This window comes from Enterococcus sp. AZ171, assembly GCF_051714005.1.
In the GTDB taxonomy this organism is placed as follows: Bacteria; Bacillota; Bacilli; order Lactobacillales; family Enterococcaceae; genus Enterococcus_B; species Enterococcus_B pernyi.
Map to the genome: position 1 here is coordinate 62,882 of NZ_JBIORA010000001.1, position 25,488 is coordinate 88,369.

The 25,488-nt window shown below is 39.7% G+C and carries 23 protein-coding genes and 1 riboswitch; of the genes, 15 read left to right on the forward strand and 8 right to left on the reverse strand.

What is annotated here, in order from left to right:
• Nucleotides 1-15: 15 nt before the first annotated feature.
• The 4 genes from guaA to IGJ49_RS00295 all read right to left on the reverse strand — a co-directional run bounded on the left by guaA (nt 16) and on the right by IGJ49_RS00295 (nt 3,858).
• Complete coding sequence (gene guaA, locus IGJ49_RS00280) at nt 16-1,581, reverse strand: glutamine-hydrolyzing GMP synthase (protein ID WP_019723174.1); 1,566 nt, start codon at nt 1,579-1,581, stop codon at nt 16-18.
• Between the two features lie 58 nt (nt 1,582-1,639).
• On the reverse strand, nt 1,640-2,563 hold the full coding sequence (gene coaA / locus IGJ49_RS00285; protein WP_019723173.1) for a type I pantothenate kinase: 924 nt from the start codon (nt 2,561-2,563) through the stop codon (nt 1,640-1,642).
• A gap of 369 nt (nt 2,564-2,932) precedes the next feature.
• Nucleotides 2,933-3,391: a hypothetical protein gene (locus IGJ49_RS00290; RefSeq protein ID WP_062805897.1), complete on the reverse strand. Its 459-nt coding sequence runs from the start codon at nt 3,389-3,391 to the stop codon at nt 2,933-2,935.
• Nucleotides 3,392-3,396: 5 nt separating this feature from the next.
• Nucleotides 3,397-3,858, reverse strand: coding sequence for a LysR family transcriptional regulator (locus IGJ49_RS00295; protein WP_062805896.1), 462 nt, complete (start codon nt 3,856-3,858; stop codon nt 3,397-3,399).
• A 406-nt stretch (nt 3,859-4,264) separates the two neighbouring features.
• Nucleotides 4,265-4,432: riboswitch (M-box (ykoK) riboswitch) on the reverse strand.
• A gap of 330 nt (nt 4,433-4,762) precedes the next feature.
• Between IGJ49_RS00295 and IGJ49_RS00300 the strand changes: the two genes are divergently transcribed.
• From IGJ49_RS00300 to deoD, 12 genes are all read left to right on the forward strand, one after another.
• Nucleotides 4,763-5,368 carry a class I SAM-dependent methyltransferase gene (locus tag IGJ49_RS00300; RefSeq protein WP_169058197.1) on the forward strand — a complete coding sequence of 202 codons (606 nt, stop codon included), beginning with the start codon at nt 4,763-4,765 and terminating at the stop codon, nt 5,366-5,368.
• A gap of 503 nt (nt 5,369-5,871) precedes the next feature.
• On the forward strand, nt 5,872-6,888 hold the full coding sequence (locus IGJ49_RS00305; protein ID WP_010734491.1) for a LacI family DNA-binding transcriptional regulator: 1,017 nt from the start codon (nt 5,872-5,874) through the stop codon (nt 6,886-6,888).
• A 141-nt stretch (nt 6,889-7,029) separates the two neighbouring features.
• Nucleotides 7,030-8,331, forward strand: a complete 1,302-nt coding sequence (locus IGJ49_RS00310) for a pyrimidine-nucleoside phosphorylase (protein ID WP_438722170.1) — start codon at nt 7,030-7,032, stop codon at nt 8,329-8,331.
• A 13-nt stretch (nt 8,332-8,344) separates the two neighbouring features.
• Entirely contained in the window at nt 8,345-9,007 is a 663-nt protein-coding gene (gene deoC / locus IGJ49_RS00315; RefSeq protein WP_062805893.1) for a deoxyribose-phosphate aldolase, read from the forward strand.
• An 18-nt stretch (nt 9,008-9,025) separates the two neighbouring features.
• Nucleotides 9,026-9,424, forward strand: a complete 399-nt coding sequence (locus IGJ49_RS00320; RefSeq protein ID WP_019724046.1) for a cytidine deaminase — start codon at nt 9,026-9,028, stop codon at nt 9,422-9,424.
• A gap of 63 nt (nt 9,425-9,487) precedes the next feature.
• Nucleotides 9,488-10,573: a BMP family lipoprotein gene (locus tag IGJ49_RS00325; RefSeq protein WP_010734487.1), complete on the forward strand. Its 1,086-nt coding sequence runs from the start codon at nt 9,488-9,490 to the stop codon at nt 10,571-10,573.
• 248 nt (nt 10,574-10,821) lie between these two features.
• Complete coding sequence (locus IGJ49_RS00330) at nt 10,822-12,384, forward strand: ABC transporter ATP-binding protein (RefSeq protein ID WP_019723072.1); 1,563 nt, start codon at nt 10,822-10,824, stop codon at nt 12,382-12,384.
• Nucleotides 12,377-13,510: an ABC transporter permease gene (locus IGJ49_RS00335; RefSeq protein WP_010734485.1), complete on the forward strand. Its 1,134-nt coding sequence runs from the start codon at nt 12,377-12,379 to the stop codon at nt 13,508-13,510. Before IGJ49_RS00330 ends, IGJ49_RS00335 begins: the two co-directional genes overlap by 8 nt.
• Nucleotides 13,510-14,466: an ABC transporter permease gene (locus IGJ49_RS00340; protein ID WP_010734484.1), complete on the forward strand. Its 957-nt coding sequence runs from the start codon at nt 13,510-13,512 to the stop codon at nt 14,464-14,466. The genes IGJ49_RS00335 and IGJ49_RS00340 overlap by 1 nt, the downstream gene beginning before the upstream one ends.
• Before the next feature lie 94 nt (nt 14,467-14,560).
• On the forward strand, nt 14,561-15,727 hold the full coding sequence (gene deoB, locus IGJ49_RS00345) for a phosphopentomutase (RefSeq protein ID WP_023518897.1): 1,167 nt from the start codon (nt 14,561-14,563) through the stop codon (nt 15,725-15,727).
• 85 nt (nt 15,728-15,812) lie between these two features.
• The gene (locus IGJ49_RS00350; RefSeq protein WP_010734482.1) at nt 15,813-16,628 is read left to right on the forward strand and encodes a purine-nucleoside phosphorylase; all 816 of its coding nucleotides are present in this window, start codon (nt 15,813-15,815) and stop codon (nt 16,626-16,628) included.
• 23 nt (nt 16,629-16,651) lie between these two features.
• Nucleotides 16,652-17,359, forward strand: coding sequence for a purine-nucleoside phosphorylase (gene deoD / locus IGJ49_RS00355; RefSeq protein WP_438722171.1), 708 nt, complete (start codon nt 16,652-16,654; stop codon nt 17,357-17,359).
• A gap of 368 nt (nt 17,360-17,727) precedes the next feature.
• On the opposite strand, the gene IGJ49_RS00360 is transcribed toward deoD, so the two are convergent.
• From IGJ49_RS00360 to rpiA, 4 genes are all read right to left on the reverse strand, one after another.
• Complete coding sequence (locus tag IGJ49_RS00360) at nt 17,728-18,585, reverse strand: carbohydrate binding domain-containing protein (RefSeq protein WP_438722172.1); 858 nt, start codon at nt 18,583-18,585, stop codon at nt 17,728-17,730.
• Nucleotides 18,586-19,544: 959 nt separating this feature from the next.
• On the reverse strand, nt 19,545-20,231 hold the full coding sequence (locus tag IGJ49_RS00365) for a 2,3-diphosphoglycerate-dependent phosphoglycerate mutase (protein WP_010734478.1): 687 nt from the start codon (nt 20,229-20,231) through the stop codon (nt 19,545-19,547).
• A gap of 276 nt (nt 20,232-20,507) precedes the next feature.
• Nucleotides 20,508-21,092, reverse strand: coding sequence for a recombinase family protein (locus IGJ49_RS00370; RefSeq protein WP_010734477.1), 585 nt, complete (start codon nt 21,090-21,092; stop codon nt 20,508-20,510).
• Between the two features lie 111 nt (nt 21,093-21,203).
• Complete coding sequence (gene rpiA / locus IGJ49_RS00375; protein WP_438722173.1) at nt 21,204-21,887, reverse strand: ribose-5-phosphate isomerase RpiA; 684 nt, start codon at nt 21,885-21,887, stop codon at nt 21,204-21,206.
• A 306-nt stretch (nt 21,888-22,193) separates the two neighbouring features.
• On the opposite strand from rpiA, the gene rpsL reads away from it, so the two are divergent.
• From rpsL to fusA, 3 genes are all read left to right on the forward strand, one after another.
• Entirely contained in the window at nt 22,194-22,607 is a 414-nt protein-coding gene (gene rpsL / locus IGJ49_RS00380) for a 30S ribosomal protein S12 (RefSeq protein ID WP_010734475.1), read from the forward strand.
• 91 nt (nt 22,608-22,698) lie between these two features.
• The gene (gene rpsG / locus IGJ49_RS00385; protein ID WP_010734474.1) at nt 22,699-23,169 is read left to right on the forward strand and encodes a 30S ribosomal protein S7; all 471 of its coding nucleotides are present in this window, start codon (nt 22,699-22,701) and stop codon (nt 23,167-23,169) included.
• A gap of 78 nt (nt 23,170-23,247) precedes the next feature.
• Nucleotides 23,248-25,332 carry an elongation factor G gene (gene fusA, locus IGJ49_RS00390; RefSeq protein WP_010734473.1) on the forward strand — a complete coding sequence of 695 codons (2,085 nt, stop codon included), beginning with the start codon at nt 23,248-23,250 and terminating at the stop codon, nt 25,330-25,332.
• Nucleotides 25,333-25,488 lie beyond the last annotated feature (156 nt).

The window sequence follows — 25,488 nt, forward strand, 5'->3', positions numbered from 1 at the left end:
GTTTTTTTGATTATTCTATTCCCACTCCACAGTTGCTGGTGGTTTAGAGGTAATATCGTACACGATACGGTTCACGTGTGCGACTTCATTGACGATACGTACAGAGATTTTTTGTAGCACATCCCATGGGATACGTGCAAAGTCAGCTGTCATACCATCGATCGATGTGACCGCACGGATACCGACTGTGTAGTCATACGTACGACCGTCGCCCATGACACCAACAGAACGGATACCAGGTAAAACAGTGAAGTATTGCCAGATGTCACGGTCAAGACCGGCAGCGGCGATTTCTTCGCGTAAGATCATATCTGATTCACGGACGATCTCCAATTTTTCTTCAGTGATTTCACCTAAGACACGGATACCAAGACCTGGTCCAGGGAATGGTTGGCGCCAAACGATTGAGTCAGGCATACCAAGCTGTGTCCCTAGTTCGCGGACTTCGTCTTTGAATAATGTGTTCAATGGTTCGATCAATTCAAATTGCATGTCCTCAGGCAAGCCACCTACGTTGTGGTGTGATTTGATCGTTTGGGCAGTTTCTGTTCCACTTTCGATTACGTCGGTGTAAAGTGTTCCTTGTGCTAAGAAAGACACACCTTCTTCGCCGGCAAGCTTTGTTGCTTCGTCGTCAAATAAGTATACGAATTCGTTACCGATGATTTTACGTTTTTCTTCAGGATCAGAGACACCTGCAAGTTTATTTAAGAAACGTTCTCTTGCATCTACTTTGATGATGTTCAAGCCGAATTTTCCGCCTAAGCTTTCCATGACTTGATCCGCTTCGCCTTTACGCAATAGACCATGGTCAACGAAAATCGATGTTAATTGATCACCGATCGCTTTTTGTAAAAGGACACCAACGACACTTGAATCCACTCCGCCAGATAAACCAAGTAAGACTTTTTTATCGCCAACTTGTTCACGGATTTTTTCGATCTGCATGTCGATGAAATTGTTCATTGTCCAATTGCCTTCACAGTGACAGATGTCAAAAGCAAAATGACGTAATAATTCGATCCCATATTCTGAATGACGGACTTCTGCGTGGAATTGGATACCGTAGAAGTTACGTTCTTTGTCTTGGATCGATGCAATTGGGCAATCGCTACTTGTAGCAACAGTTTCAAAACCTTCTGGTACTTTGGTTACTAGATCCCCATGGCTCATCCAAACGGTTTGTTGTTTCGGTGTTTGGCTGAATAGTGCCGCATCATCGGCTGTTACTTCAAGCAATGCTTTGCCGTATTCACGGTTTTTTGCAGGCTCAACAGAACCGCCAAGTTTGTACGTGATCAATTGCATACCATAACAAATACCCAACACTGGAATGCCTAAATTGAAGATTTCAGGATCAATGCCAAAAGCATTCTCATCATAGACACTGTTTGGTCCTCCAGAAAGGATGATCCCTTTCGGATTCATGGCTTTCACTTCTTCAGCTGTAATACGGTGGCTCAATAATTCAGAAAAAACACCTAAATCACGGATGCGTCGTGTAATCAATTGATTATATTGACTACCGTAATCTAGTACGATGATTTTTTCAACGTTTGTCATATCGGCAACGTTCGTCACATTTATTACCCCTATCCCTTTAAAATTTATCTCAAAATAGTTGAACTATTTTAAAATGCTAATATTTTCGCATGAAAATCGAATCGATAATATGATTTTCAGTTTTATGGAGAATTATATCGGCTCTTCCACGAGTAGGCAAGATATATTCGTTTAAATTCTTCAAATTCACATTTTTCCATACATCTCTTGCCATTTTAAATGCATCTTCACGATTACCAATGGCAAATTGGTAGTAATAGTTTTGTGGATGTTGAAAAGCTGTATCAAGTAACGCGCCAAAGCGATCCAAATACCATTTTTCGATCAATTCAGAATCTGCATCAACGTAGACAGAGAAATCAAAAAAGTCACTGACGTAAATCTGTTGATTAGCTGGTAGTTGAAGCGTGTTGATTCCTTCGACGATCAAAATGTCCGGTTGTTGGATCAGTTCATATTCATCGGGAATAATATCATAGACATCGTGAGAGTAGACGGGAACTTTGGTTGTTTCTTGACCGGATTTCACTTGATTAAGAAAATCGATCAACCTTTCCATGTCATAGCTTTCCGGAAATCCTTTCCGGTCCATAATACCACGTTCTTTTAAGACTTTATTCGGATATAAAAAACCATCTGTGGTGATCAGCTGGACATTTCTTCGTTTGAATGTCCGAGACAAAATCATTTGCAATAAGCGCGCGGTGGTGCTTTTACCAACTGCGACACTTCCGGCAATCCCGATAATAAAAGGTGGGACTTGAGTATATTTATGAAGGAATAACCCTTTGCTCAGAGAGAGGGATTCAAACTCTTTCATATGCAGAAAAATCAAGTGCGCAAGTGGTACATAAATGTCGCGAACATCTTGCATGGAAATACGGTCATTCAAACTTTTTATACTATCTAGTTCATCTTGTGTCAATGGAGCTTGACCATTTCGGTAAAATTCGCGCCACTCTTCTCTTGCCACACGGTAATAATTCATTGGATCATTCATACATAGCCTCCTGGATTCTCCCATCAATGGACCTATTTTAACATAAATGCGTGTCAAACCCTACCACTTAGGCGAGAAACTAATTGGTTTTTTCTCATATCAGAGGATGGAAGAATAGGCGTTCTTTCTTTTTTGATAACTGAAAAGAGGCGAGGAGAATAGAGGATTGTGTAAGAAAAAAGTAACAGTTTAACTCAAAGTTAGCTGAAATGGCAGGAAGAGAAGTAACATTTTGGGAAGTAAATAGACACCCACCAAAATTTGAAGAACAAATTCAGTGGATGCCGCCTTACTTTTCGAAGATAAATCTCTCTGGGATCTCTTATCGGTGTTCATTTACGACATTGAAATACTTGTTTTATTTAGATTTCAGTATTTATCGTTTTGGCAGTAATAGGTGCCAGTATCAGCAGAGTCCATCATTTGTGTAGTGTGACATGTTTGATTAAAAATTGCTTGGATTTCTTTTTCAACCTCTGGATAGAAGTAAAAATTTTCTGATTCACTGTTTTTATAAAGATAAAAATGAATGGTTGGAAATGCTGGTAGAGAGACAAAACAAACAGGTTCAATAGCTAAAAGTTCTTGCACAAAGGTATTGGCTAATAGCATTCCTTTTCCTTCTGTAATCATTTTCGCTGCCCCTAAACTATCTGGACAGACGACATATTTTGGTTCATTGGTCAGCTGCTTGACTACTTTTTTCGTAATCACTTGATGTTCTACATGGTCGAGTAAAAAGATAAAAGGTAACTCTTCTAGTACTTCCGCGGATAATATCCCATCTGGTTTTACAAAATAGTTACTGATTGCTACTTTAAGTTCCAAAGTGGCTAACCTTGTTTGAATAATTTGGGGTGATCTAAGGTAGCAGAAGTAATGGCAAAGTCGATTTCTTTCTGGCTTAGTTTATTTAGCAGATCCAATGAAGGAATATAACGGTAGTCGATCGTAAAGTTTTGATGCCGGATTGGATATTTGTTTGCTTCAAAGATAAACGAAGCATCGCTTGTACCGACACGCAAAGCAGGATAGTCTACTGATTCATTTAATGAGATATTCAATTTCTTCGCTTCCGCCAAAATCAATTCTACGGAAGGAAGGATTGATTTTCCATGGGTACTCAATATGATCTTTTTCCCGTGACGTTCAAACAAATCTGTCCCGATTTCTTGTTCTAAACTTTTTAAAGAACTACTTAACGAAGAAATACTAACATGTAGCTCTTTTGAAGCTTGCGAGAGGCTGTTGAAACGGGCAATCATATAGAAATATTCTAATTTTTCGATCGACATACAGCTATGCCTCCTTTATCATTTTATTCTCCTTTTAAATGTCTCATGGGTCTCTTAAAAAAACAACAGTTATCGTGAAGCACACATAGAGATTAAACAATCCTTAATATTCTGTGAAATAAATCACTATGAGATTGGATGTGAGTTGGTCATTAATAAGTTTTTTGCTGGAAGGACAGTCATTGATTTGTTGTAGTGGATGAAGCGAATCTCAACCAGGTAAGGAAATCGAAATAGTTGAAAATAGCAATAGGATACCAAGACAGCCATTTTTACGTCAAGCGATGGTCATCGTTTTCTCGGTGGTACGATTTTTGCTGACAACCTAAAAAAGCCTCCTTAATACATAAAGGTCGGCGTACTCAAATAAACATTGGAACGTGTAATTTGCAATTGTGGTGCGCAATTGTAATCACGTTAATTGAGCTTTGGCTTTCTGAGACGTAAGAAACAAGTTCTAGTTATCTTGGAAAAGACTTAATTCGACAATCCCTGCTTTACTCGTTACTGTCTCTCGACATTTCCGAGCGATAACCTATGTTCTTCAGAGTAACCTCACCTAATATGATTATTTTTTCATCCACATCATATCGGTCAGCGGAAGTAAGAGTCAATAATGCTCATTTGTTTAATTGGATGATTCTCTCGCAATTTGTCATCATAAAGGCGATAATATCAAGGGTTATGCTCGTCCGATGTACCCTGTTCCTACTTTCACGAAACAGATTACGCAAATACCGAAAAAGGACAAATAGAGAAATGCTAAGGGATGTGATTTTTCCTTCTGTATTGCATTAATTCGCTTGATTTTGTAAAAGACAATCGAAGACATACAGTTTCACTTGCACCTTCTCATGGAACACGTTAGACTATGAACAACTAACAGATAAGAAGGATGGAAACTATGACGAATCATTATTATTCCGAACACCCAGAGACTGCTCATGAGTTTGACGAATGGTCATTTGAGCTAAGAGGGAAAACTTTTCAGTTCGTGACGGACTCGGGTGTGTTTTCACGTGAAACAGTTGATTATGGCTCACGCGTATTGATCGATGCCTTTGAATGGGCACAGCTACCAGATGGCAAAATTTTGGATGTTGGCTGTGGTTATGGTCCAATCGGACTTTCTCTTGCCTATGCGAGTGAACGTTTCGTGGAGATGGTAGACATTAATGCCAGAGCGGTTGATTTAGCCCAAGGAAATGCGAAGCGAAATCGAATCAAAAATGTAGCGATTTACCAGTCAAACATTTATGAAGAGGTGACAGAAACAGATTATGCTGCAATCGTCAGCAATCCGCCGATTCGTGCAGGCAAAAAAGTCGTACATGAAATCTTGACAGGTGCGTATCCTCGTTTACGTACGGGCGGTACTTTAACGATCGTCATTCAGAAAAAACAAGGGGCATCTAGCGCACAAAAGAAAATGCAAGAAACATTTGGAAACGCAGAAATCGTGATCAAAGATAAAGGCTATTATATTATCCGAAGTGTGAAAGAAGACTGAAAGCAACTGAATAAAAGCAACGAAACAGTCGAAGAAATAAGCAGTATTTCTTTGACTTTTTTTGTTTGTACAAGAAGTTGCTCAATGGATGTGGAAGGAAAATGACAGGACAAATAAAGTGAAAAATAAGGAATGCAAGATAGAAAAATAACATATTATTTAATGCTTTTACATATCTAAAATAACAGTGAAAAAGCACGTTGAGCTTTTTTAAAAGTCTATAAAATTAGAGCAATTTACATACACTAGGGTGGGGCGGTCGATTTTTAGAGTATAGATGTTACTACATCAAATAAACGAATCGTCATCGGTGATGGGTAAATAAAGTAGGATGAGGGGAAATGAGAGTGAACCACGAAACATAAGACATTGTTATAAAATTTATCTAGTAAATCTCTATATGATACTCATTTACTTTTGACCAAGCCTTTTTTCCCTCTATCCATTTCGAAAACCATTTGGTACACTGTTAGGGAATTTACATATATAAAGGGGGAACAAAAGTGAAACTGACAATTCGAGATATTGCTGAGATGGCAGGTGTTTCAGTGACGACTGTGTCACAGATTTTAAATAATAAAGGCAGCCGTTTTAGTGAAAAGACACGAAAAAAAGTGTTGTCGATCGTAAATGAACATCATTACAAGCCAGATTATTTTGCTTCCAATGTGATCAATCGTCACTCAAAAACGATTGGCATGATCGTGCCAGATGTGACGGATTTCTTCTTTTCCAAAGTGATCGAAGGGGTTGAAAGTTATTTAAACCCCTTAGGATATGTCATCATTCTTTGTAACTCCAGACATAGTCAAGACAATGAACTGAAGTATTTAAGGGAGCTTTCTCATCGATCCGTAGATGGTTTATTGTTAGCGACGCCGAATGTGTTGCCTCAAGAGTATGCACTTGATAGTAGTTTTTATAACAACATGCCGATCATCCTGATCGATCGTGGGTTGAATCGTCGAGATAACGGTCGCTTGATCGTGAAAGAATATGAAGGCGCTTATCAAGCTGTCTCGTTATTGATCAAAAATGGTCATACTAAAATTGGTATGCTAAAAGAGACAACTGGCTATTATCAGTTAGAAGAGCGATTCAATGGTTATCGTCATGCACTAAAAGATCATGGACTGGCGTTCAACGGTAAGTTTGTAGAAGAAGGAGACCTGACTGTCCAAGGAGGGTACGAAGCAAGTAAGCGCTTGTTACGTCATAAAGATGTAACGGCGGTATTTTGTGGGAATGATGCCATGGCGATTGGTTGTTACCAAGCAATCGATGAAATGGGCAAGCGTATTCCAGAGGATATTTCGGTCATCGGCTTTGATGGATTAAAATTGTCTGAGTATATGATCCCTAAGTTGACAACGGTCAAGCAACCGAGTTTCGATATCGGTTTTTATGCAGCTCGCTTTTTGATTGACACGATTGAATTTCCACAAAGAAAAGTTCCGAACAAAGTCTTTGAAACAAAATTAATTATTCGTGAGAGCGTAAAAACATTGACAAAGGTCTAGTAGGGCGTTATATTGCTTATGTAAGTGTTTACAAAGTTGGTGAGATACATTGCGGGAAAATAGTAAACCGGTTTACTAAAGTGGTTTACCTTTTTCGAAATTCCTGTATAATACCGAATGAAGAACGAGGAGGATTACGGCATGCGGATGGTCGATTTGATCGAAAAAAAGAGAGATGGACACCAATTATCAAAGGAAGAGATTTCGTACATTGTCACGAACTACACAAATGATAACATTCCTGATTACCAAATCAGCGCATTATTGATGGCTATTTTCTATCAGGATATGACCGATGAAGAAATCACTGATCTAACGTTGGCAATCGCTCATTCTGGCGATGTGATCGATTTAAGTTCCTTAGATGGGATCAAAGTCGACAAGCATTCTACCGGAGGCGTGGGGGATACAACTACCCTGATTTTAGCACCTTTAGTAGCAAGTGTAGGTGCAACTGTGGCAAAAATGTCAGGGCGTGGTCTTGGCTACACAGGTGGCACATTAGATAAGTTAGAAGCTATTCCTGGATTTCGGATCGAACTATCAGATGAAGAATTCATCCGCACCGTGAACGAAAGTAAAGTAGCGGTGATCGGCCAATCGGGCAATCTCGCTCCAGCAGATAAAAAATTGTATGCCTTGCGTGATGTGACGGCAACGGTCAACTCGATCCCATTGATTGCTAGTTCGATCATGAGTAAGAAAATCGCTGCAGGAGCGGATGCGATCGTGCTAGATGTGACGACGGGTGACGGTGCCTTCATGAAAAATATCGATGACGCGAGACGCTTGGCGAAGACCATGACACGGATCGGCAAATTAGCCGGTCGCCAAACAGTAGCAGTGATCTCTGATATGTCTGAACCGTTGGGTGAAGCAATCGGCAACAGCTTAGAAGTCGTTGAAGCCATTGAAACACTTCAAGGGAACGGACCGGAAGATTTAGTTGAAATGTGCTATGCTTTAGGTAGTCAAATGGTCGTTTTAGCCAAAAAAGCGACATCGATCGAAGAAGCGCGCGAAATGCTAAAAGAAGCCCTTGAATCAGGGAAAGCTTTAGCTAAATTCAAAGAAATGATCCAGAACCAAGGGGGCGACCCAACAGTTGTCGATGAACCTGCGCGGTTGTTAACTGCTCGTTATATTTATGAACTGCCAGCGAAGACAACAGGTGTCGTGACAAAAATCGTTGCGAACGAATTAGGGATCGCAGCAATGATGCTTGGTGCAGGACGTAAAACGAAAGAAGATTCGATTGATCATGCTGTTGGTTTACGATTGAATAAGAAAATCGGTGATAAAGTAGAAGCTGGCGAATCGCTATTGACGATCTATAGTAATGAAGAAGACATTTCGCCAGTGATCGACTTGTTATATAAAAATATTGAAATCGGTGATACGGCGGAGAAGCCTATCCTGATTCATGACATCATTACAGAGTAGAAGGAGAAGAGACATGGAATTAAATCGAATGATCGACCACACAATTCTAAAAGCAGATGCAACAAAAGCAGATGTGATGCGCATTATTGAGGAAGCAAAAAAACATCATTTCTATTCAGTATGTATCAATCCAACATGGGTTGCCTTGGCGAAAGAGGAATTACAAGGTGAGCCAGTCGCTGTTTGTACCGTTATTGGTTTCCCATTAGGAGCAAATACGGCCGAAACAAAGGCATTTGAAACAAAGAATGCGATCGAAAATGGCGCAGATGAAGTGGATATGGTCATCAATATCGGTGCCTTGAAATCTGAACAAGACGATGTCGTGAAAAAAGATATCGAAGCCGTAGTCGAAGCTGCTAAAGATCGCGCGTTAGTTAAAGTAATCATTGAAACAGCCTTGTTAGAACAAGCGGAAATCATCAAAGCTTGTGAATTAGCGAAAGCTGCAGGAGCTGATTTTGTGAAAACATCTACTGGTTTCTCAACAGGTGGCGCGAAAGTGGAAGATATCCGCTTGATGCGTGAAACGGTTGGTCCAGAAATGGGCGTCAAAGCTTCAGGAGGTATCCACAATGAAGTGGAAGCCCTGGCAATGATCGAAGCCGGTGCAACACGAATCGGTACAAGTGCTGGTGTATCAATCATGTCCGGTTCAACTGGCGAAGGCTATTAATATTCTAAGGAGAAAAAGATGTCAGAAATCAAACAAGAATGGATCGATATCGCTATCGACGCTTTGGATAAAGCGTATGTGCCTTATTCCAAATTTCCAGTAGGTGCTTGTTTAGTGACAGCATCTGGGAAAACCTATCAAGGATTGAATATCGAAAATGCGTCATTTGGCTTAACGAATTGCGCAGAACGTACTGCGTTTTTTAAAGCAGTATCTGAAAAAGAAATGGACTTTACACATCTAGTCGTTGCAGGTCATACACCTGAGCCGATTTCTCCATGTGGTGCTTGTCGCCAAGTAATGGCAGAATTTTGTGAGCCAGAGATGCCAGTCACGTTGGTTGGCGACAATGGTGTGACGAAAACGATGACCGTAAGAGAGTTATTACCTTACGCATTTTCAGAAAAAGATTTATAAATTATGTTCAATTCAGTCAGCTGACTGTTGAAAAAACAACTACTTTTAGGGGGCTTTACAGAAATGAAAAAAGCAAAATTATTTGGTTTAGGTGCTATCGCACTATCAGCAGGCTTACTTTTAAGCGCATGCGGTAACGGCGGTTCAGATTCTACTGATTCAACCGGTGGAAACAGTGCATCAGGAACAGCAACTGCAGCATTGATTACAGATACAGGTGGCGTCGACGACCGTTCATTCAACCAGTCAGCTTGGGAAGGGTTAGAAGATTGGGGTAAAGAGGAAGGCTTGTCACGTGGAAACGATGGCTTCCAATATTTCCAATCTGCCAATGAATCAGATTATATTCCAAATATCGATCAAGCGTTAAACGCTGGCTTCAAGACAATTTTTGGGATTGGTTTTAAATTGAAACCTGCAATCGAAGAACAAGCAACAAGTAACCCTGAAACAAACTTTGCAATCATTGATGATGTGATCGAAGGAAAAGACAACGTCGTTTCAGCAACATTCAAAGATAACGAAGCTTCTTATCTTGCTGGAGTTGCAGCAGCTTACACAACTGAAACAAATGTGGTTGGATTTATCGGTGGCGTTAAAGGGGAAGTAATCGACCGTTTTGAAGCTGGTTTCAATGCCGGAGTTAAAGCAGGCGCTGAAGCGTTGAATAAAGACATCGAAGTATTGAACCAATACGCAGGTGATTTCTCAGCTCCAGATAAAGGACGTTCAATCGCACAAGGTATGTACGCACAAAACGCTGACATCATTTTCCATGCTTCAGGTGGTACAGGTAACGGTGTCTTCCAAGAAGCAAAATCATTAAATGAATCAGGCGACAAAAAAGTTTGGGTAATCGGTGTTGACCGTGACCAATCTGACGAAGGAAACTACACATTGAATGGTGAAGACAAAAACTTCACATTGACATCAACACTTAAAGGTGTAGGAACAGTTGTAAAAGATTTAGCACAACAATCAGCAGAGGGTGACTTCCCTGGTGGCGAACACACTGTTTATGGTTTGAAAGAAGACGGTGTAGGTATCACTGAAGGCCAACTTTCTGATGAAGCGAAAAAAGCAGTAGATGAAGCAAAAGAAAAAATCATTTCAGGTGACATCGAAGTTCCTGAAACTCCTGAAAGCTAATAAATACCATTTCTATAGCCTTGTTGGACAATTGTTTAACAGGGCTATCGTTTAGTTATCTACTTAATGTTGTTTTTTTATGCAAGTTGCTAGGTATCCCGATTTGGATAAGGGAACAACTTGTAACAAGTAGCTTAGCTCCTTGGATTTTGGTTACTCGATGAGCGACGTTTTGTGAATGATCGTCATCGTCCCTTTTATTTTTTAAACAATGTCGTCTGGATATAAATTGTTAGGATGTGAAAAATGTGGATCAAGAAAATATTGTCATCGAAATGCGAAATATCACGAAACAATTCGGTACTTTCAAAGCAAATGACAACATCAACCTTCAAGTGAAAGCAGGAGAAATCCATGCCTTGCTTGGTGAAAATGGTGCAGGTAAATCAACGTTAATGAATGTTTTATCCGGTCTTTTAGAGCCAACATCAGGTGAGATTTTGATGCACGGCAAAGAAGTAAACATCACGAGCCCGACGAAAGCCAATCAATTAGGGATCGGAATGGTGCATCAACACTTTATGTTAGTCGATGCATTCACAGTAACAGAAAATATCGTACTAGGTAGTGAGCCAAGTACAGGTGGTATCTTGAACCGTAAGAAAGCCCGGGAAGAAATCAAACGATTATCTGAACAATATGGCTTAGCAGTGAATCCGGATGCGTACGTTCGTGATATTTCTGTCGGTATGGAACAACGTGTGGAGATTTTAAAAACACTCTATCGTGGTGCAGATGTCTTGATTTTTGATGAGCCAACAGCCGTACTGACGCCGCAAGAAATCGATGAATTGATCGTGATCATGAAAGAGCTAGTCAAAGAAGGAAAGTCGATCATTTTGATCACACATAAATTAGATGAGATCAAAGCAGTTGCCGATCGTTGTACGGTCATTCGTCGTGGTCAAGGGATTGGAACGGTCAATGTGAAAGATGTTTCTTCGCAACAGTTAGCCGATATGATGGTCGGAAGAACCGTCTCATTCAAAACAATGAAAAAAGAAGCACGTCCACAAGAAGTGGTGCTTTCTGTTGAAAATCTTGTAGTTAAAGAAAACCGCGGATTAGAAGCAGTGAAAGATTTGAGTCTGGAAGTCCGAGCAGGTGAAGTCTTAGGTATTGCTGGAATCGATGGAAATGGACAATCGGAGTTGATTCAAGCGTTAACCGGTTTACGTAAAGTAGAAAGTGGAACGATTCGTTTGAAAGACGAAGAGATCACGAATAAAAAACCACGTAAAATCACCGAATCTGGGCTAGGACATGTGCCAGAAGATCGACATAAATATGGTTTGGTCCTTGATATGACTTTATCTGAAAATATTGCCATGCAAACCTACTATCAAAAACCGTATAGTAAAAATGGTCTGTTGAACTATGGTGTGATGAATGAACATGCTAGAGATTTAATCGATGAGTATGATGTGCGGACAACGAACGAATTAGTACCAGCGAAAGCTTTATCTGGTGGGAACCAACAAAAAGCCATCATTGCTCGCGAGATCGATCGTGACCCTGATCTACTGATCGTTGCGAATCCAACACGTGGATTAGATGTTGGTGCAATCGAGTTTATCCATAAACGTTTGATTGAGCAACGTGATAAGTTCAAAGCAGTTTTATTGATTAGTTTTGAATTAGAAGAAATTTTAAATGTGTCCGATCGTATTGCGGTAATCCATCAAGGAAAAATCGTGGGGATCGTTGATCCAAAAGAAACATCTGAAAACGAGCTAGGTCTATTGATGGCGGGGTATACTTTAGAAGAAGCACGTAGAGAGTTAGAAAAGGTTGGTGACACACATGAATGATCGTAGCGAAAGGTTCCGTAATCTGCTAGTGCCTATATTTTCGGTTATTTTAGGGTTGATTCTAGGTGCTATTTTGATGGTTGCCTTTGGTTACCATCCAATCCAAGGATATTCTTCCATGTTGAATGCTTCGTTAGGTTCACAACGAAGTATCGGTGAAACATTAAGACAAGCAACACCTTTGATTTTTACAGCCTTAGGTTTTTCTGTTGCCAATTCAGCCGGATTCTTTAATATCGGGCTTTCTGGACAAGCACTGTGTGGCTGGATCATAAGCATTTGGACCGCGTTAGCTTTTCCAGATCTACCAAAAATCATTCTCTTGCCAATGTGCGTGATTTTAGGTGCACTTGCTGGGGCAATGGCCGCAGCTATTCCAGGATTGTTACGTGCGTTCTTTGGAACAAGTGAAGTTATCGTAACGATCATGATGAATTATATTTTGCTCTATTTAAGTACGTATACACTTCATGAAATAATGCCTGAATCTTATCGTTCAAGTTTAGACTCTTCAAATATGATCAGTGAGAATGCATCTTTACGTATTCCTTGGCTGACCCAGATGTTTGGAGGCTCTCGTGTGAATGGCGGACTCTTCTTGGCACTGATTGCGTTAGTGGTTGTATGGATCGTCATGAAGAAAACAACCTTAGGCTTTGAGATCCGTTCTGTTGGATTGAATCCATATGCCTCTGAATATGCGGGAATGAGTAGTAAACGAACAATTGTCTTATCCATGGTTATCTCTGGTGGATTAGCCGGACTAGGTGGTGTGGTCGAAGGACTAGGAACATATCAAAACTTCTTCGTACAGACAACCTCATTATCCATCGGGTTTGATGGTATGGCCGTGTCATTATTAGGTTCTGGTTCTGCGATTGGGATTTTGTTATCTGCGCTATTATTCAGTGTCCTAAAAATCGGTGGATTAGGAATGCAGACTGGTGCTGGAGTACCGTTTGAAATCGTCAATGTATCGATTGCCTTGATCATCTTCTTCGTGGGGATCAACTTCTTGATTCGTTTCCTTATGGCGAAATTCTTCCAAGGGAAAAAACAAGAGGAAATCGTCGCAACGATTGAAACGAAACCAAATCAACAAAATCAAGAAGGAGGAGAGCTGTAATGTCAACAGTAGAACTGATTTCCTTGATCCTTACATCAACACTTGTTTATTCAACACCGTTGATTTTAACCTCCTTAGGCGGAACGTTTTCTGAACGAAGCGGGATCGTCAACGTTGGGTTAGAAGGCATCATGGTGATGGGGGCGTTTAGTGCGGTCGTCTTCAACTTGACGATGAGTGACACATTAGGCTCAATGACTCCTTGGATTGCTATTTTAGTCGGTGGCGTAGTTGGTGTTCTCTTTTCCTTGATCCATGCAGTCGCAACAATCAGCTTGCGCGCAGACCATATCATCAGCGGAACGGTCATCAATTTGATGGCACCTGCTTTAGGTGTATTTTTGATCAAAGCATGGTATGGTAAAGGACAAACAGACAATATCTCACAAAACTTAGGTTACTTTTCATTTCCTGGATTATCTGAGATTCCAGTGATTGGTCAAATTTTCTTTAGAAATACATTTTTACCAGCGTATTGTGCGATTTTAATTGCTGTTATCGCATGGTTCGTCATCTTCAAAACTAAATTTGGTTTACGTTTACGTTCTGTTGGGGAAAATCCTCAAGCTGCAGATACACTAGGGATCAATGTATATGCGATGCGCTATTCAGGTGTCTTGATTTCTGGTCTTCTTGGAGGCATGGGTGGAGCTGTGTTCGCTCAATCGATCTCTGGGAACTTTTCAGCAGGAACGATTGTCGGTCAAGGGTTCATCTCAATGGCTGCAATGATTTTTGGTAAGTGGAATCCACTAGGTGCGATGGGTGCATCCTTATTCTTTGGTTTTGCACAAAGTTTGAGTATCATCGGCGCGCAATTACCAGTGATTTCTTCAATTCCACCAGTTTTACTACAAATTGCACCTTATCTATTAACGATTATCGTTTTAGTGGCGTTTTTAGGTAAAGCTTCTGGACCAAAAGCCAACGGTAAGAATTATATAAAATCCAAATAATCGTTTAGTGATTAAAAAGGGCGGGTTACGGGAAGTTTTTTTCGGCTCGCCCTTTTTACTTTATAAAGAAAATAAATAGAAAGAAGGAATACTCATGTTTAAACGCGTACATTTGATCGTCATGGATTCAGTCGGAATCGGAGAAGCACCTGATGCTGAAAAATTCGGAGATAAAGGTTCGGATACATTAGGTCATATTGCTAAAGAAGCTGGGTTGACGATACCGAATTTGGAGCAACTTGGATTAGGAACGATTCGTCCTTTAGAAGGGGTCGAAGCAGTGCAAGATCATCAAGGGTATGCGACCAAATTGGAAGAAGTTTCTGTCGGCAAAGATACAATGACAGGACATTGGGAAATCATGGGCTTGAATATCAAAACACCATTTCGTGTTTTTCCAAACGGCTTCCCGGATGAATTATTGAAGAAAATCGAAGAATTCTCTGGACGTAAAATTGTTTGTAACGAACCTTATAGCGGAACAGCAGTCATTGACGACTTTGGTGAACATCAAATGAACACCGGCGACTTGATCGTTTATACGTCAGCTGATCCAGTGTTACAAATTGCTGCACATGAAGAAATTATTCCTTTAGAAGAACTTTATCGGATTTGCGAATATGTTCGTGAAATTACAAAAGATGATCCTTATATGATCGGTCGGATCATTGCCCGTCCATATCTTGGTGAGCCAGGTAACTTTACGCGAACAAGCAACCGTCACGATTACGCATTAGATCCATTTGGACATACGGTTTTAGACTCATTGAAAGAAGCCGGCAAAGATGTTATTGCAGTCGGTAAGATCAATGATATTTTCAATGGCCAAGGCATCACCGATTCTGTTCGTACAAAGAGCAATATGGATGGTGTAGATCAATTATTGAATGTGATGAAACAAGACTTCACTGGGTTGAGTTTTACAAACTTAGTCGATTTTGATGCGTTATACGGTCATCGTCGCGATGTGGTTGGTTATGCGCGTGCTATCGAAGATTTTGATTTGCGTATTCCAGAATTATTAGATGCAATGGCTGACGATGATCTATTATTAATCACCGCTGACCATGGGAATGATCCAACTTTCACTGGTACTGACCATACTCGCGAATACGTGCCATTACTTGCTTATAGTAAACAAATGAGTGGGCAAGGTAGTTTACCACAAGGTTATTATGCGGATATCTCTGCAACGATTGCCGAAAACTTTAACGTAGCAGCAACTGAAAATGGCGAAAGTTTTTTAAAACTATTGAAATAACGACGTGCATCATCCATCAATGAATCATCATTGGCTTTATTATGTAAGATAGAATAATCAAAATTTTATATATAGGAGAAAAACAATGAAATTAAATGAGATGTTACAAGAGACGACTGCGTTTATCAAAAGCAAAGGTGTCGGAACGATCGATTTTGGCATGATCTTAGGTTCAGGTTTAGGTGAATTAGCAGAGGAGATCGAAGAAGCAATCGTGATTCCTTATGATAAGATTCCGTTCTTTCCAACTTCGACAGTCGTTGGACATGCAGGTCAACTTGTTTACGGAACACTTTCAGGCAAAAAAGTATTGGCGATGCAAGGACGTTTCCATTTTTATGAAGGTCATTCGATGCAAACAGTCACTTATCCTGTGCGAGTGATGGCTGCGCTAGGCGCGCATTCAGTTGTTGTGACCAATGCGTGTGGTGGCGTGAATGAATCATTTGCACCAGGTGATTTGATGCTGATCACGGATCATATCAACTTTACAGGTCAAAATCCATTGATTGGGCCTAATGACGAAGAAATGGGGCCTCGTTTCCCTGATATGAGTGAAGCTTATACAAAAGCGTATCGCGAAATGGCAAAAGCAGCAGCGACATCATTGGACGTAGAATTAAAAGAAGGCGTGTATATGGGCTATTCCGGTCCAACGTACGAAACACCAGCTGAGATTCGCATGTCTCGCGTGATGGGTGCAGATGCAGTGGGCATGTCGACTGTACCAGAAGTCATTGTTGCAGCTCATAGCGGATTGAAGGTCTTAGGGATTTCTTGTATCACTAACTTGGCTGCTGGTATGCAAGCAAACTTGAATCACGAAGAAGTCGTTGAAACAACTGAGAGAGTCAAACAAACATTTAAATCATTGATCAAAGAAACACTTTCTTTACTATAAAAAATTGATTGAGAGGTCCGGAAATGAGTGTTCATATTGAAGCAAAACCAGGAGAAATCGCAGACAAGATTTTACTTCCTGGCGATCCACTAAGAGCGAAGTATATTGCAGAAACTTTTTTAGAGAATCCCGTTTGCTATAACCAAGTACGCGGTATGCTTGGTTATACTGGAACGTATAAAGGGGAAAGAGTCTCTGTTCAAGGAACAGGAATGGGTATGCCCTCAGCGATGATCTATGCGCATGAGTTGGTCAATTCCTATGACGTAAAAAAATTGATTCGTGTTGGCACATGCGGTGCCTTGTCAAAAGACGTACACGTTCGTGACTTGGTCTTAGCACAAGGAGCCGCGACAAGTTCTTCTATGATCGAAAAGAATTTCAACGCGTTCCATTTTCCACCAATCTGTGATTTTGACTTGTTGTTGAAAGTATACGAAGTAGCGAAAGAAAAAGGTTTTACTACACACGTTGGCAATGTACTATCAGAAGATTCTTTCTACAAAGACGATTTGACAGAGACATTCAAGTTAGCAGAACTTGGTGTGATGGGCGTGGAAATGGAAGCTGCTGCGTTGTATTATCTAGGTGCAAAATACCAAGTGCAAACATTAGCGATCATGACGGTCAGTGACCATCTGATCACCGGTGAAGAAACAACTGCCAGCGAACGTCAGACAACATTCAATGACATGATTGAAGTAGGATTGGAAACGGCGATTCAAGGATAAAGTAATAATTAAACAGCAAGAAAGTGTGACTGCCTAAACTTCTATTAATAGAAAATTGGCAGTCACATTTTTTTTGCAGAAACTGTCTCACATAAGCTGAAATCAACGACAACCGTTGCTTCAGTTACTTCGCGAGTCCTCCTGAAGTCAACTACTTGAATATCTAAAATGTGAATCCCCATTCCTTCAATTGCAGACGAAATGGCACAATCTTAACTAAATAAAAAAGAACAGAAAGAAGCGAGTTACGCTCTTTCTGTTCCCAACTAGGCACCAACAGGATGTGACAAATGAGTCATATATTGTTGGTGAATACCTTAATCATTTATTTGCTCACGTAATATGGTATGATTTATGGTCATTTATGATTAAAACAAATCTGCTCCAATAGTATATGATTCTAACAATACACCTCCAGATGTGGCCATTCCTGGGAAACCTGGTACTCTATGAACGCGGATAACTTGACCTGCAGTACCAGCAATGATTTGTCGTATTTGGATATTGCCGTCAACTAATCTTCTAGAGGAATAGTAATTGATCCCATTGTGTGTTTCAAAAAGATATCTTCCATCAACAGTCACGACTAGTCTTTCTCGACCATTGAAACGGTCCTCATCTAAAGTTAAGTAGGCAAATGCTCGATTACCTTCTCTCCCTACAGATAACAAGTTTGTTTCTGTTACGCCTGTTGCTACTTGGATATTGTCATATTTTGCCCAACCTTTCCATGTAGAAGCAAAGCGCACAAGGTATGTATTTTCAGCGTCTGGAGTCGTAAAGGTAAGTTTGCCACGTTCCCAGTCCTCATTATTATGTTCAACGCGTTCTAATACATCGAAACCGACACCATGATTCATGATCCCTAATTCAACACGTCCTGTTGCTGATTCGCTTGCTGCAACATCATAACTAAATGTATAGGTAGTATTTGGTTTCAATGTCACGTATTGATGAACATTTTCACCATCTCTTGCTAAAGCAAAGTTATTTCCATTTACGGTTTGAAGTGTGGAATTATTTGAATCAGGGTCACTAACGATCCAACGATCAAACCCGTCATTAAAGTCACCATTATGGATATACAATTGTTGCTCAATGGCCTGTTTGCTTGTACTAACGAAGTCAGTTGTTGATAGACTTGTTGCTAATGTCGAAACGGATCCTCCTAAACTTAAAAATACCATACCTGCTGACATCATTGTTTTTAAATTATTTTTGATCATCTTGTCTCTCCTCACTCTATATTTTTATTTTTTTGATTTTGTTTGTAAGATGCAGCCTTTTAGTCTGTCTGTATCTCACAAATTAATCATAACCGAGAAAATAGCGGTCATGTAAACGCTTTTTACTCTATAACATTTATTATTAGAAAAAATGATAAAATAAATAGTTTTATGAGGTTGATTTTTATCTTAATTTCATTTATTAGCAACATAAGAAAAGATGGAGAGTTGTGGTGATAGCTCATAAAAATGAAAACTTCCTCTTAGAAACAGGATAAAAGAATGAAATTCAAATAAGTTTCTACAAAAAAATTTTCGCTCCACAACTGAATGATTGTCTGACATCTTGCTATGCAAAAAAAGGAAGAGGTATAATGAAAAAGTGGTGATGAAAATAATAAAGAGTACTTTTACATAGCAAGTTGATAAATTGGAAGGGAGATACCAAAAGATATTGTTTATTTAATAAACATAAGCATTGTATGTTGGGTATGCGATCAGAAAGAGAATTACAGTGTTTTAACTATTTAAGCGATTACTGCTTGCTTTTTCAGGAATCGGTGAGAAGGGGGACAAGATATCTATTTGTCCTCTCGCTATCTATGGCTCAATAAACAGCCCAACCTAGCAAGAATAGCTAGGCTGGACTGTTAGTAAAATGTCTTACATAACGAATTTTTCGAGTTGTTTAGAAATGATTACTGATTGGTTCATGCGCCATTAGGCGTGATAGGGAATAAACTAAACATTCTTTTTTCTCTCAATGTTGGGCCTTTCTCTTAATTTTTTGTTTATTCAAACAGTATTTACTATTATGATCATTAGTTCTTATGTAAATTGATATCATTCGCATTTGATAGCTAAGACTGCCGTCTATCTAATATCTAAAAAAAACAGTCCCTTCATCTCTTACAATAATAGGAGGTGAGGGGGCTGTCATACTTACAATAGAATATCTATTATAAGTAGTATTTTTTGATGACAGTCAAGTCGTCGTTTAATTCATAAACAAGTGGTTGACCTGTTGGGATTTCAAGATCCATGATGTCTTCATCAGAGATTCCTTCGATGTGTTTTGCTAATGCACGCAAAGAGTTACCATGTGCAGCAACTAAGACAGTTTTGTTGTCTAACAAAGCTGGTGCAATTTCGTCTTGCCAGAATGGCAATGCGCGTTCTAAAGTAACTTTCAAGTTTTCTCCACCAGGTACGTCGCGTTTGTCTAACATTGCATAACGACGATCGTTTGCTGCTGAACCTTCATCAGTTGCTTCCATTAATGGAGGAAGAGTGTCGTATGAACGACGCCAGATGTGAACTTGTTCGTCACCATATTTTTCTGCTGTTTCTTTTTTATTTAATCCTTGTAATTTACCATAATGACGTTCGTTCAAGCGCCATGATTTGATTTGTGGTACCCAAAGTTGATCTGAGTATTCTAAAATCAAGTTACAAGTTTTGATGGCACGAGTTAATACAGAAGTATAAGCAACATCAAATTCGATTCCAGCTTCTTTGATTTTACGTCCGCCTTCTTTTGCTTCTTCGATTCCTTCTGGTGCTAGGTTTACATCTGCCCAACCAGTAAATTGGTTCAATGCATTCCATTCGCTAAGACCGTGACGAGAAAAAACTAATTTTGGCATGTTTAACTCTCCTTTAAAATAAGTGTTATTTCTGAAAATTTCAGTTCTGCCTTATTGTACAATGTTTTTCATAAGATTTCCATTGTAAAATGAAAGCTGTTTGTTTAAAAGACCACAGACGAACTAAAAAAAAGGCTGTAAACAAGCGTTATTACAGAGCTTTCACTAAAAAAACTTGTTTGACAACCTTTTTATCTATTAAGTAAAATAATTTCTGATTGTTTAGTGTGGGTTCTTTCGATCAATTATTGAAATCAACGGGTTTGTACTTGCTAATTAATTGAATAATTGCTGAAGCTCTTTTTCAGGTAGGTTGATATATTTGTAGCAAGTGCCGACTGAAACGCCACATTTTGAAGAAATAAATTGGATCGTTTCTTTCTTTTCATAGTAGAGACGACGAATTTTTTTGATTGTTTTGGCATCGATTTTTGGTCGTCCGCCGATTTTTCCTTTTTTGCGTGCTTCATCTAATCCAATCAGCGTGCGTTCTTTGATCAATGCACACTCCATCTCAGCTAATCCTTCCATCAATTGGAAGTAGACCGTCCCCATAGGTTCGCGAGTATCGATTTTTTCTGTGATGCTGACTAGATGTAACCCACGGTCTTTAAATAATTTCGTGAATTCTGTTAGTTGTCTTGTCGATTTTCCTAGATGATGAAGCTGGCAAATCACTAATGTATCGCCTTGCTCCATTTTTTCGATGACTTTTTCTAAACAAATGGCGTCAGATAAACTGTCTTTTTGACCATACGTTTCGTGAAAAATTTCGTGACAACCAAAATCAGAGAGTTTTTGCATTTGAGCCGTCGAATCGACATCATTAATAGTTGTACGTGCATAACCGATAATCTTCATGGTGATTCCTTTCTAGCAAAGTTTTCTAAGTGTTTGAGACAAGTAAAAATGTAGCATAAAGTAACTGAAAAAGATAGTTTTTTTAGGCATTTTCAACGAATCTCTTTCGCATTATTTTTGAAAGGGAGTATCGAGTACAGACACGCCATTTTCAGAGGCAACGACAACCTTTGAAACCATATTTAAAAACAAGCCGTGTTCGACGACACCGACTAATTGATCCAAATAAGTCGCTAATTTTTCGGGATCTTCGATTCGTTCTAAATGAAGGTCAATAATATAGTGCCCACTATCTGTTACGACGATCTCACCAGTTTCTGTTTGACGTAATACAGGCTGATAGTTTTTTTCTTTAAAAAGACGCATCAGTTGTTGAGAACCATAGGGGATGACTTCGACAGGGAGTGGAAAGCGCCCAAGTTGATCCACCATTTTTGATCCATCGACGATCCAGATCGTTTGTTTTGAATAAGATGCAACGATCTTTTCAAATAAAAGAGCAGCACCGCCACCTTTGATTCCCTGAAAATCGGCACTGATTTCATCGGCACCATCGATCGTCAAATCGACGACTGGGACTTCATCAATACTTTTCAAAGGGATACCTAAGCTTTCTGCTTGTGCTTTTGTACCGCTAGAAGTAGTGACACCAGTGATTTTCAATCCTTCTTCGCGCATGCGTCGGCCAATTTCTTCTACCATATAATAGGCAGTAGAACCAGTTCCAAGTCCAACGATCATGCCATCTTCAACAAATTCTGCAGCTTTAATGCCTACTAATTGCTTTAAGTTCATTTCTATCCCTCCAGCATTTTTATAGCTCTTTAACTGCTATTTTAGCTTGATTTAATCGAAAAAGATAGAGAGCATAACACAATTTTTATAGGATAGAAAAAAATGTATATGTTTGGTTGACATTCTTTTTTATCCGTGATATTCTAACCAAGGTGCTTTATCTACAGGTCTCTGTTAAGAGACGTGCTGACTGTTTATCAAAGCATATTTGATAAAGATGCATAACTGCATTTATTTTTTATCGCAAAAAAAGAACCACCTGGATGTGTGGAACTAGATGTGAATCGTGGGAAGGAGGAACTAGGAATGCCTACAATTAACCAATTAGTACGTAAACCTCGTAAATCAAAGGTGGAAAAATCTAATTCACCTGCTTTGAACAAAGGATATAACAGCTTTAAGAAAACTCAAACAAACGTGAACTCTCCTCAAAAACGTGGGGTAGCTACACGTGTGGGAACAATGACACCTAAAAAACCGAACTCAGCTTTACGTAAATATGCTCGTGTTCGTTTGTCAAACTTAATTGAAGTTACTGCTTATATCCCAGGGATTGGTCACAATTTACAAGAGCATAGCGTGGTACTATTACGCGGTGGACGTGTAAAAGACTTACCAGGGGTACGTTATCATATCGTTCGTGGTGCACTAGATACTGCTGGTGTGAACGACCGTAAACAAAGCCGTTCTAAATACGGTACGAAAAGACCTAAAGCTTAATTTTAATTATTTACTACAAATGAAAATCGAACCTACTATATAATAGTCGTTCGATCAACTATGAAGAATATTTCGGAAGGAGGAGTTACGGATGCCACGTAAAGGTCCTGTTGCAAAACGTGATGTTTTACCAGATCCTATTTATAACTCAAAATTAGTAACTCGCTTGATCAACCGTGTAATGGTTGACGGAAAACGCGGTGTTGCTGCTAATATTATCTATAATGCCTTTGATTTGATCAAAGAATCTACAGGTAACGATCCATTAGAAGTGTTTGAACAAGCAATGAACAATGTTATGCCTGTTCTTGAAGTTAAAGCACGTCGTGTTGGGGGTTCAAACTATCAAGTACCAGTTGAAGTTCGCCCTGAACGTCGTACGACTTTAGCGCTACGTTGGGTAGTTAACTACGCTCGCTTGCGCGGTGAACACACAATGGAAGAACGCTTAGCGAAAGAAATCATGGACGCTGCAAACAATACTGGAGCTTCTGTTAAAAAACGCGAAGACACACACAAAATGGCAGACGCGAACCGCGCATTTGCTCATTATCGTTGGTAAGATCCTCTCTGTCTGTCGGCTAATCCCACAGCAGAAAGTCAATTTACAATCGATTTAAACAAAGAGAGGAGTAAGAAAATGGCAAGAGAATTTTCGCTAGAAAAAACTCGTAATATTGGTATCATGGCTCACGTTGATGCAGGTAAAACTACAACAACAGAGCGTATCTTGTACTATACTGGTAAAATCCATAAAATCGGTGAAACTCACGAAGGAGCTTCACAGATGGACTGGATGGAACAAGAACAAGAACGTGGTATCACAATTACATCTGCTGCCACTACTGCGCAGTGGAAAGGTTACCGCGTAAATATCATCGATACACCAGGACACGTAGACTTCACAATCGAAGTTCAACGTTCTCTACGTGTATTGGATGGTGCTGTAACTGTACTTGATGCACAATCAGGTGTTGAACCTCAAACTGAAACTGTTTGGCGTCAAGCAACTGAGTACCGAGTACCTCGTATCGTATTCTGTAACAAAATGGATAAAATCGGTGCAGACTTCTTATACTCAGTAAAATCATTGCACGATCGCTTACAAGCGAACGCGCATCCAATCCAATTGCCAATCGGTTCTGAAGATAACTTCACAGGTATCATTGACTTGGTAACGATGAAAGCAGAGATCTACACAAACGATCTAGGCACAGACATCCAAGAAACTGAAATTCCTGAAGAATATGCAGAACAAGCACAAGAATGGCGTGAAAAATTAGTCGAAGCTGTTGCTGAAACAGACGAAGAACTAATGATGAAATATCTTGAAGGTGAAGAAATCACTCAAGAAGAATTGATTGCCGGTATCCGTCGTGCAACAATCAACGTTGAGTTCTTCCCTGTGTTAGCTGGTTCAGCATTCAAGAATAAAGGGGTCCAATTGATGTTGGATGCTGTTCTTGATTACTTGCCATCACCACTTGATATTGAAGCAATCAAAGGTATTGACTCAAAAACAGACGAAGAAACAACTCGTCCTGCAGATGACGAAGCTCCTTTTGCTTCATTAGCATTTAAAGTAATGACTGACCCATTCGTAGGTCGTCTAACTTTCTTCCGTGTCTACTCTGGTGTCCTTGAAAGTGGTTCATACGTATTGAACGCATCAAAAGGCAAAAAAGAGCGTATCGGTCGTATCCTACAAATGCACGCAAACACACGTCAAGAAATCGACAAAGTGTATTCAGGTGATATCGCCGCTGCTGTTGGATTGAAAGATACAACAACAGGGGACACATTGTGTGCATTAGATGCACCAGTTATCCTTGAATCAATCGAATTCCCAGAACCAGTTATCCAAGTCGCTGTTGAGCCTAAATCAAAAGCTGACCAAGATAAAATGGGTGTTGCGTTGCAAAAACTTGCAGAAGAAGATCCTTCATTCCGTGTTGAAACAAACGTTGAAACAGGTGAAACAGTTATCTCAGGTATGGGTGAGTTGCACTTGGACGTATTAGTAGACCGTATGAAACGCGAATTTAAAGTTGAAGCAAACGTTGGTGCGCCTCAAGTTTCTTACCGCGAAACATTCCGTGAAGCAACAAAAGCGGAAGGTAAATTTGTACGTCAGTCTGGTGGTAAAGGTCAATACGGTCACGTATGGGTTGAATTTACACCAAACGAAGAAGGAAAAGGCTTCGAATTCGAAAACGCAATCGTTGGTGGTGTGGTTCCACGTGAATACATCCCAGCAGTTGAAAAAGGATTAGAAGAATCAATGAATAACGGTGTTCTTGCTGGATACCCATTAGTGGATATCAAAGCAAAACTTTACGATGGTTCATACCATGACGTCGATTCAAATGAAACAGCGTTCCGTGTTGCTGCATCAATGGCTCTAAGAGCTGCTGCAAAACACGCACGTCCTGTGATCCTTGAACCAATGATGAAAGTTACGATTACTGTACCAGAAGATTACTTAGGTGATATCATGGGACACGTAACAAGCCGACGCGGACGTGTCGAAGGAATGGAAGCACACGGTAATTCACAAATCGTTAATGCAATCGTTCCATTGGCAGAAATGTTCGGATACGCGACTACATTGCGTTCAGCAACTCAAGGTCGTGGTACATTCATGATGGTATTTGACCACTACGAAGACGTACCGAAATCTGTTCAAGAAGAAATCATTAAGAAAAACGGCGGAAAAGCTGAATAATTTATTAAAGCAAGGTAGTCTCGTGAAGAGATTTATCTAGAGACTGTATTTTTTATGCAGTTTCGTGTAAAATAACTTTTGATGATACGGGCATGTGATCGGCAATTTTGTCTATCACATACCTATCAGACAAATAAAAATTAAACTGTAATTTTA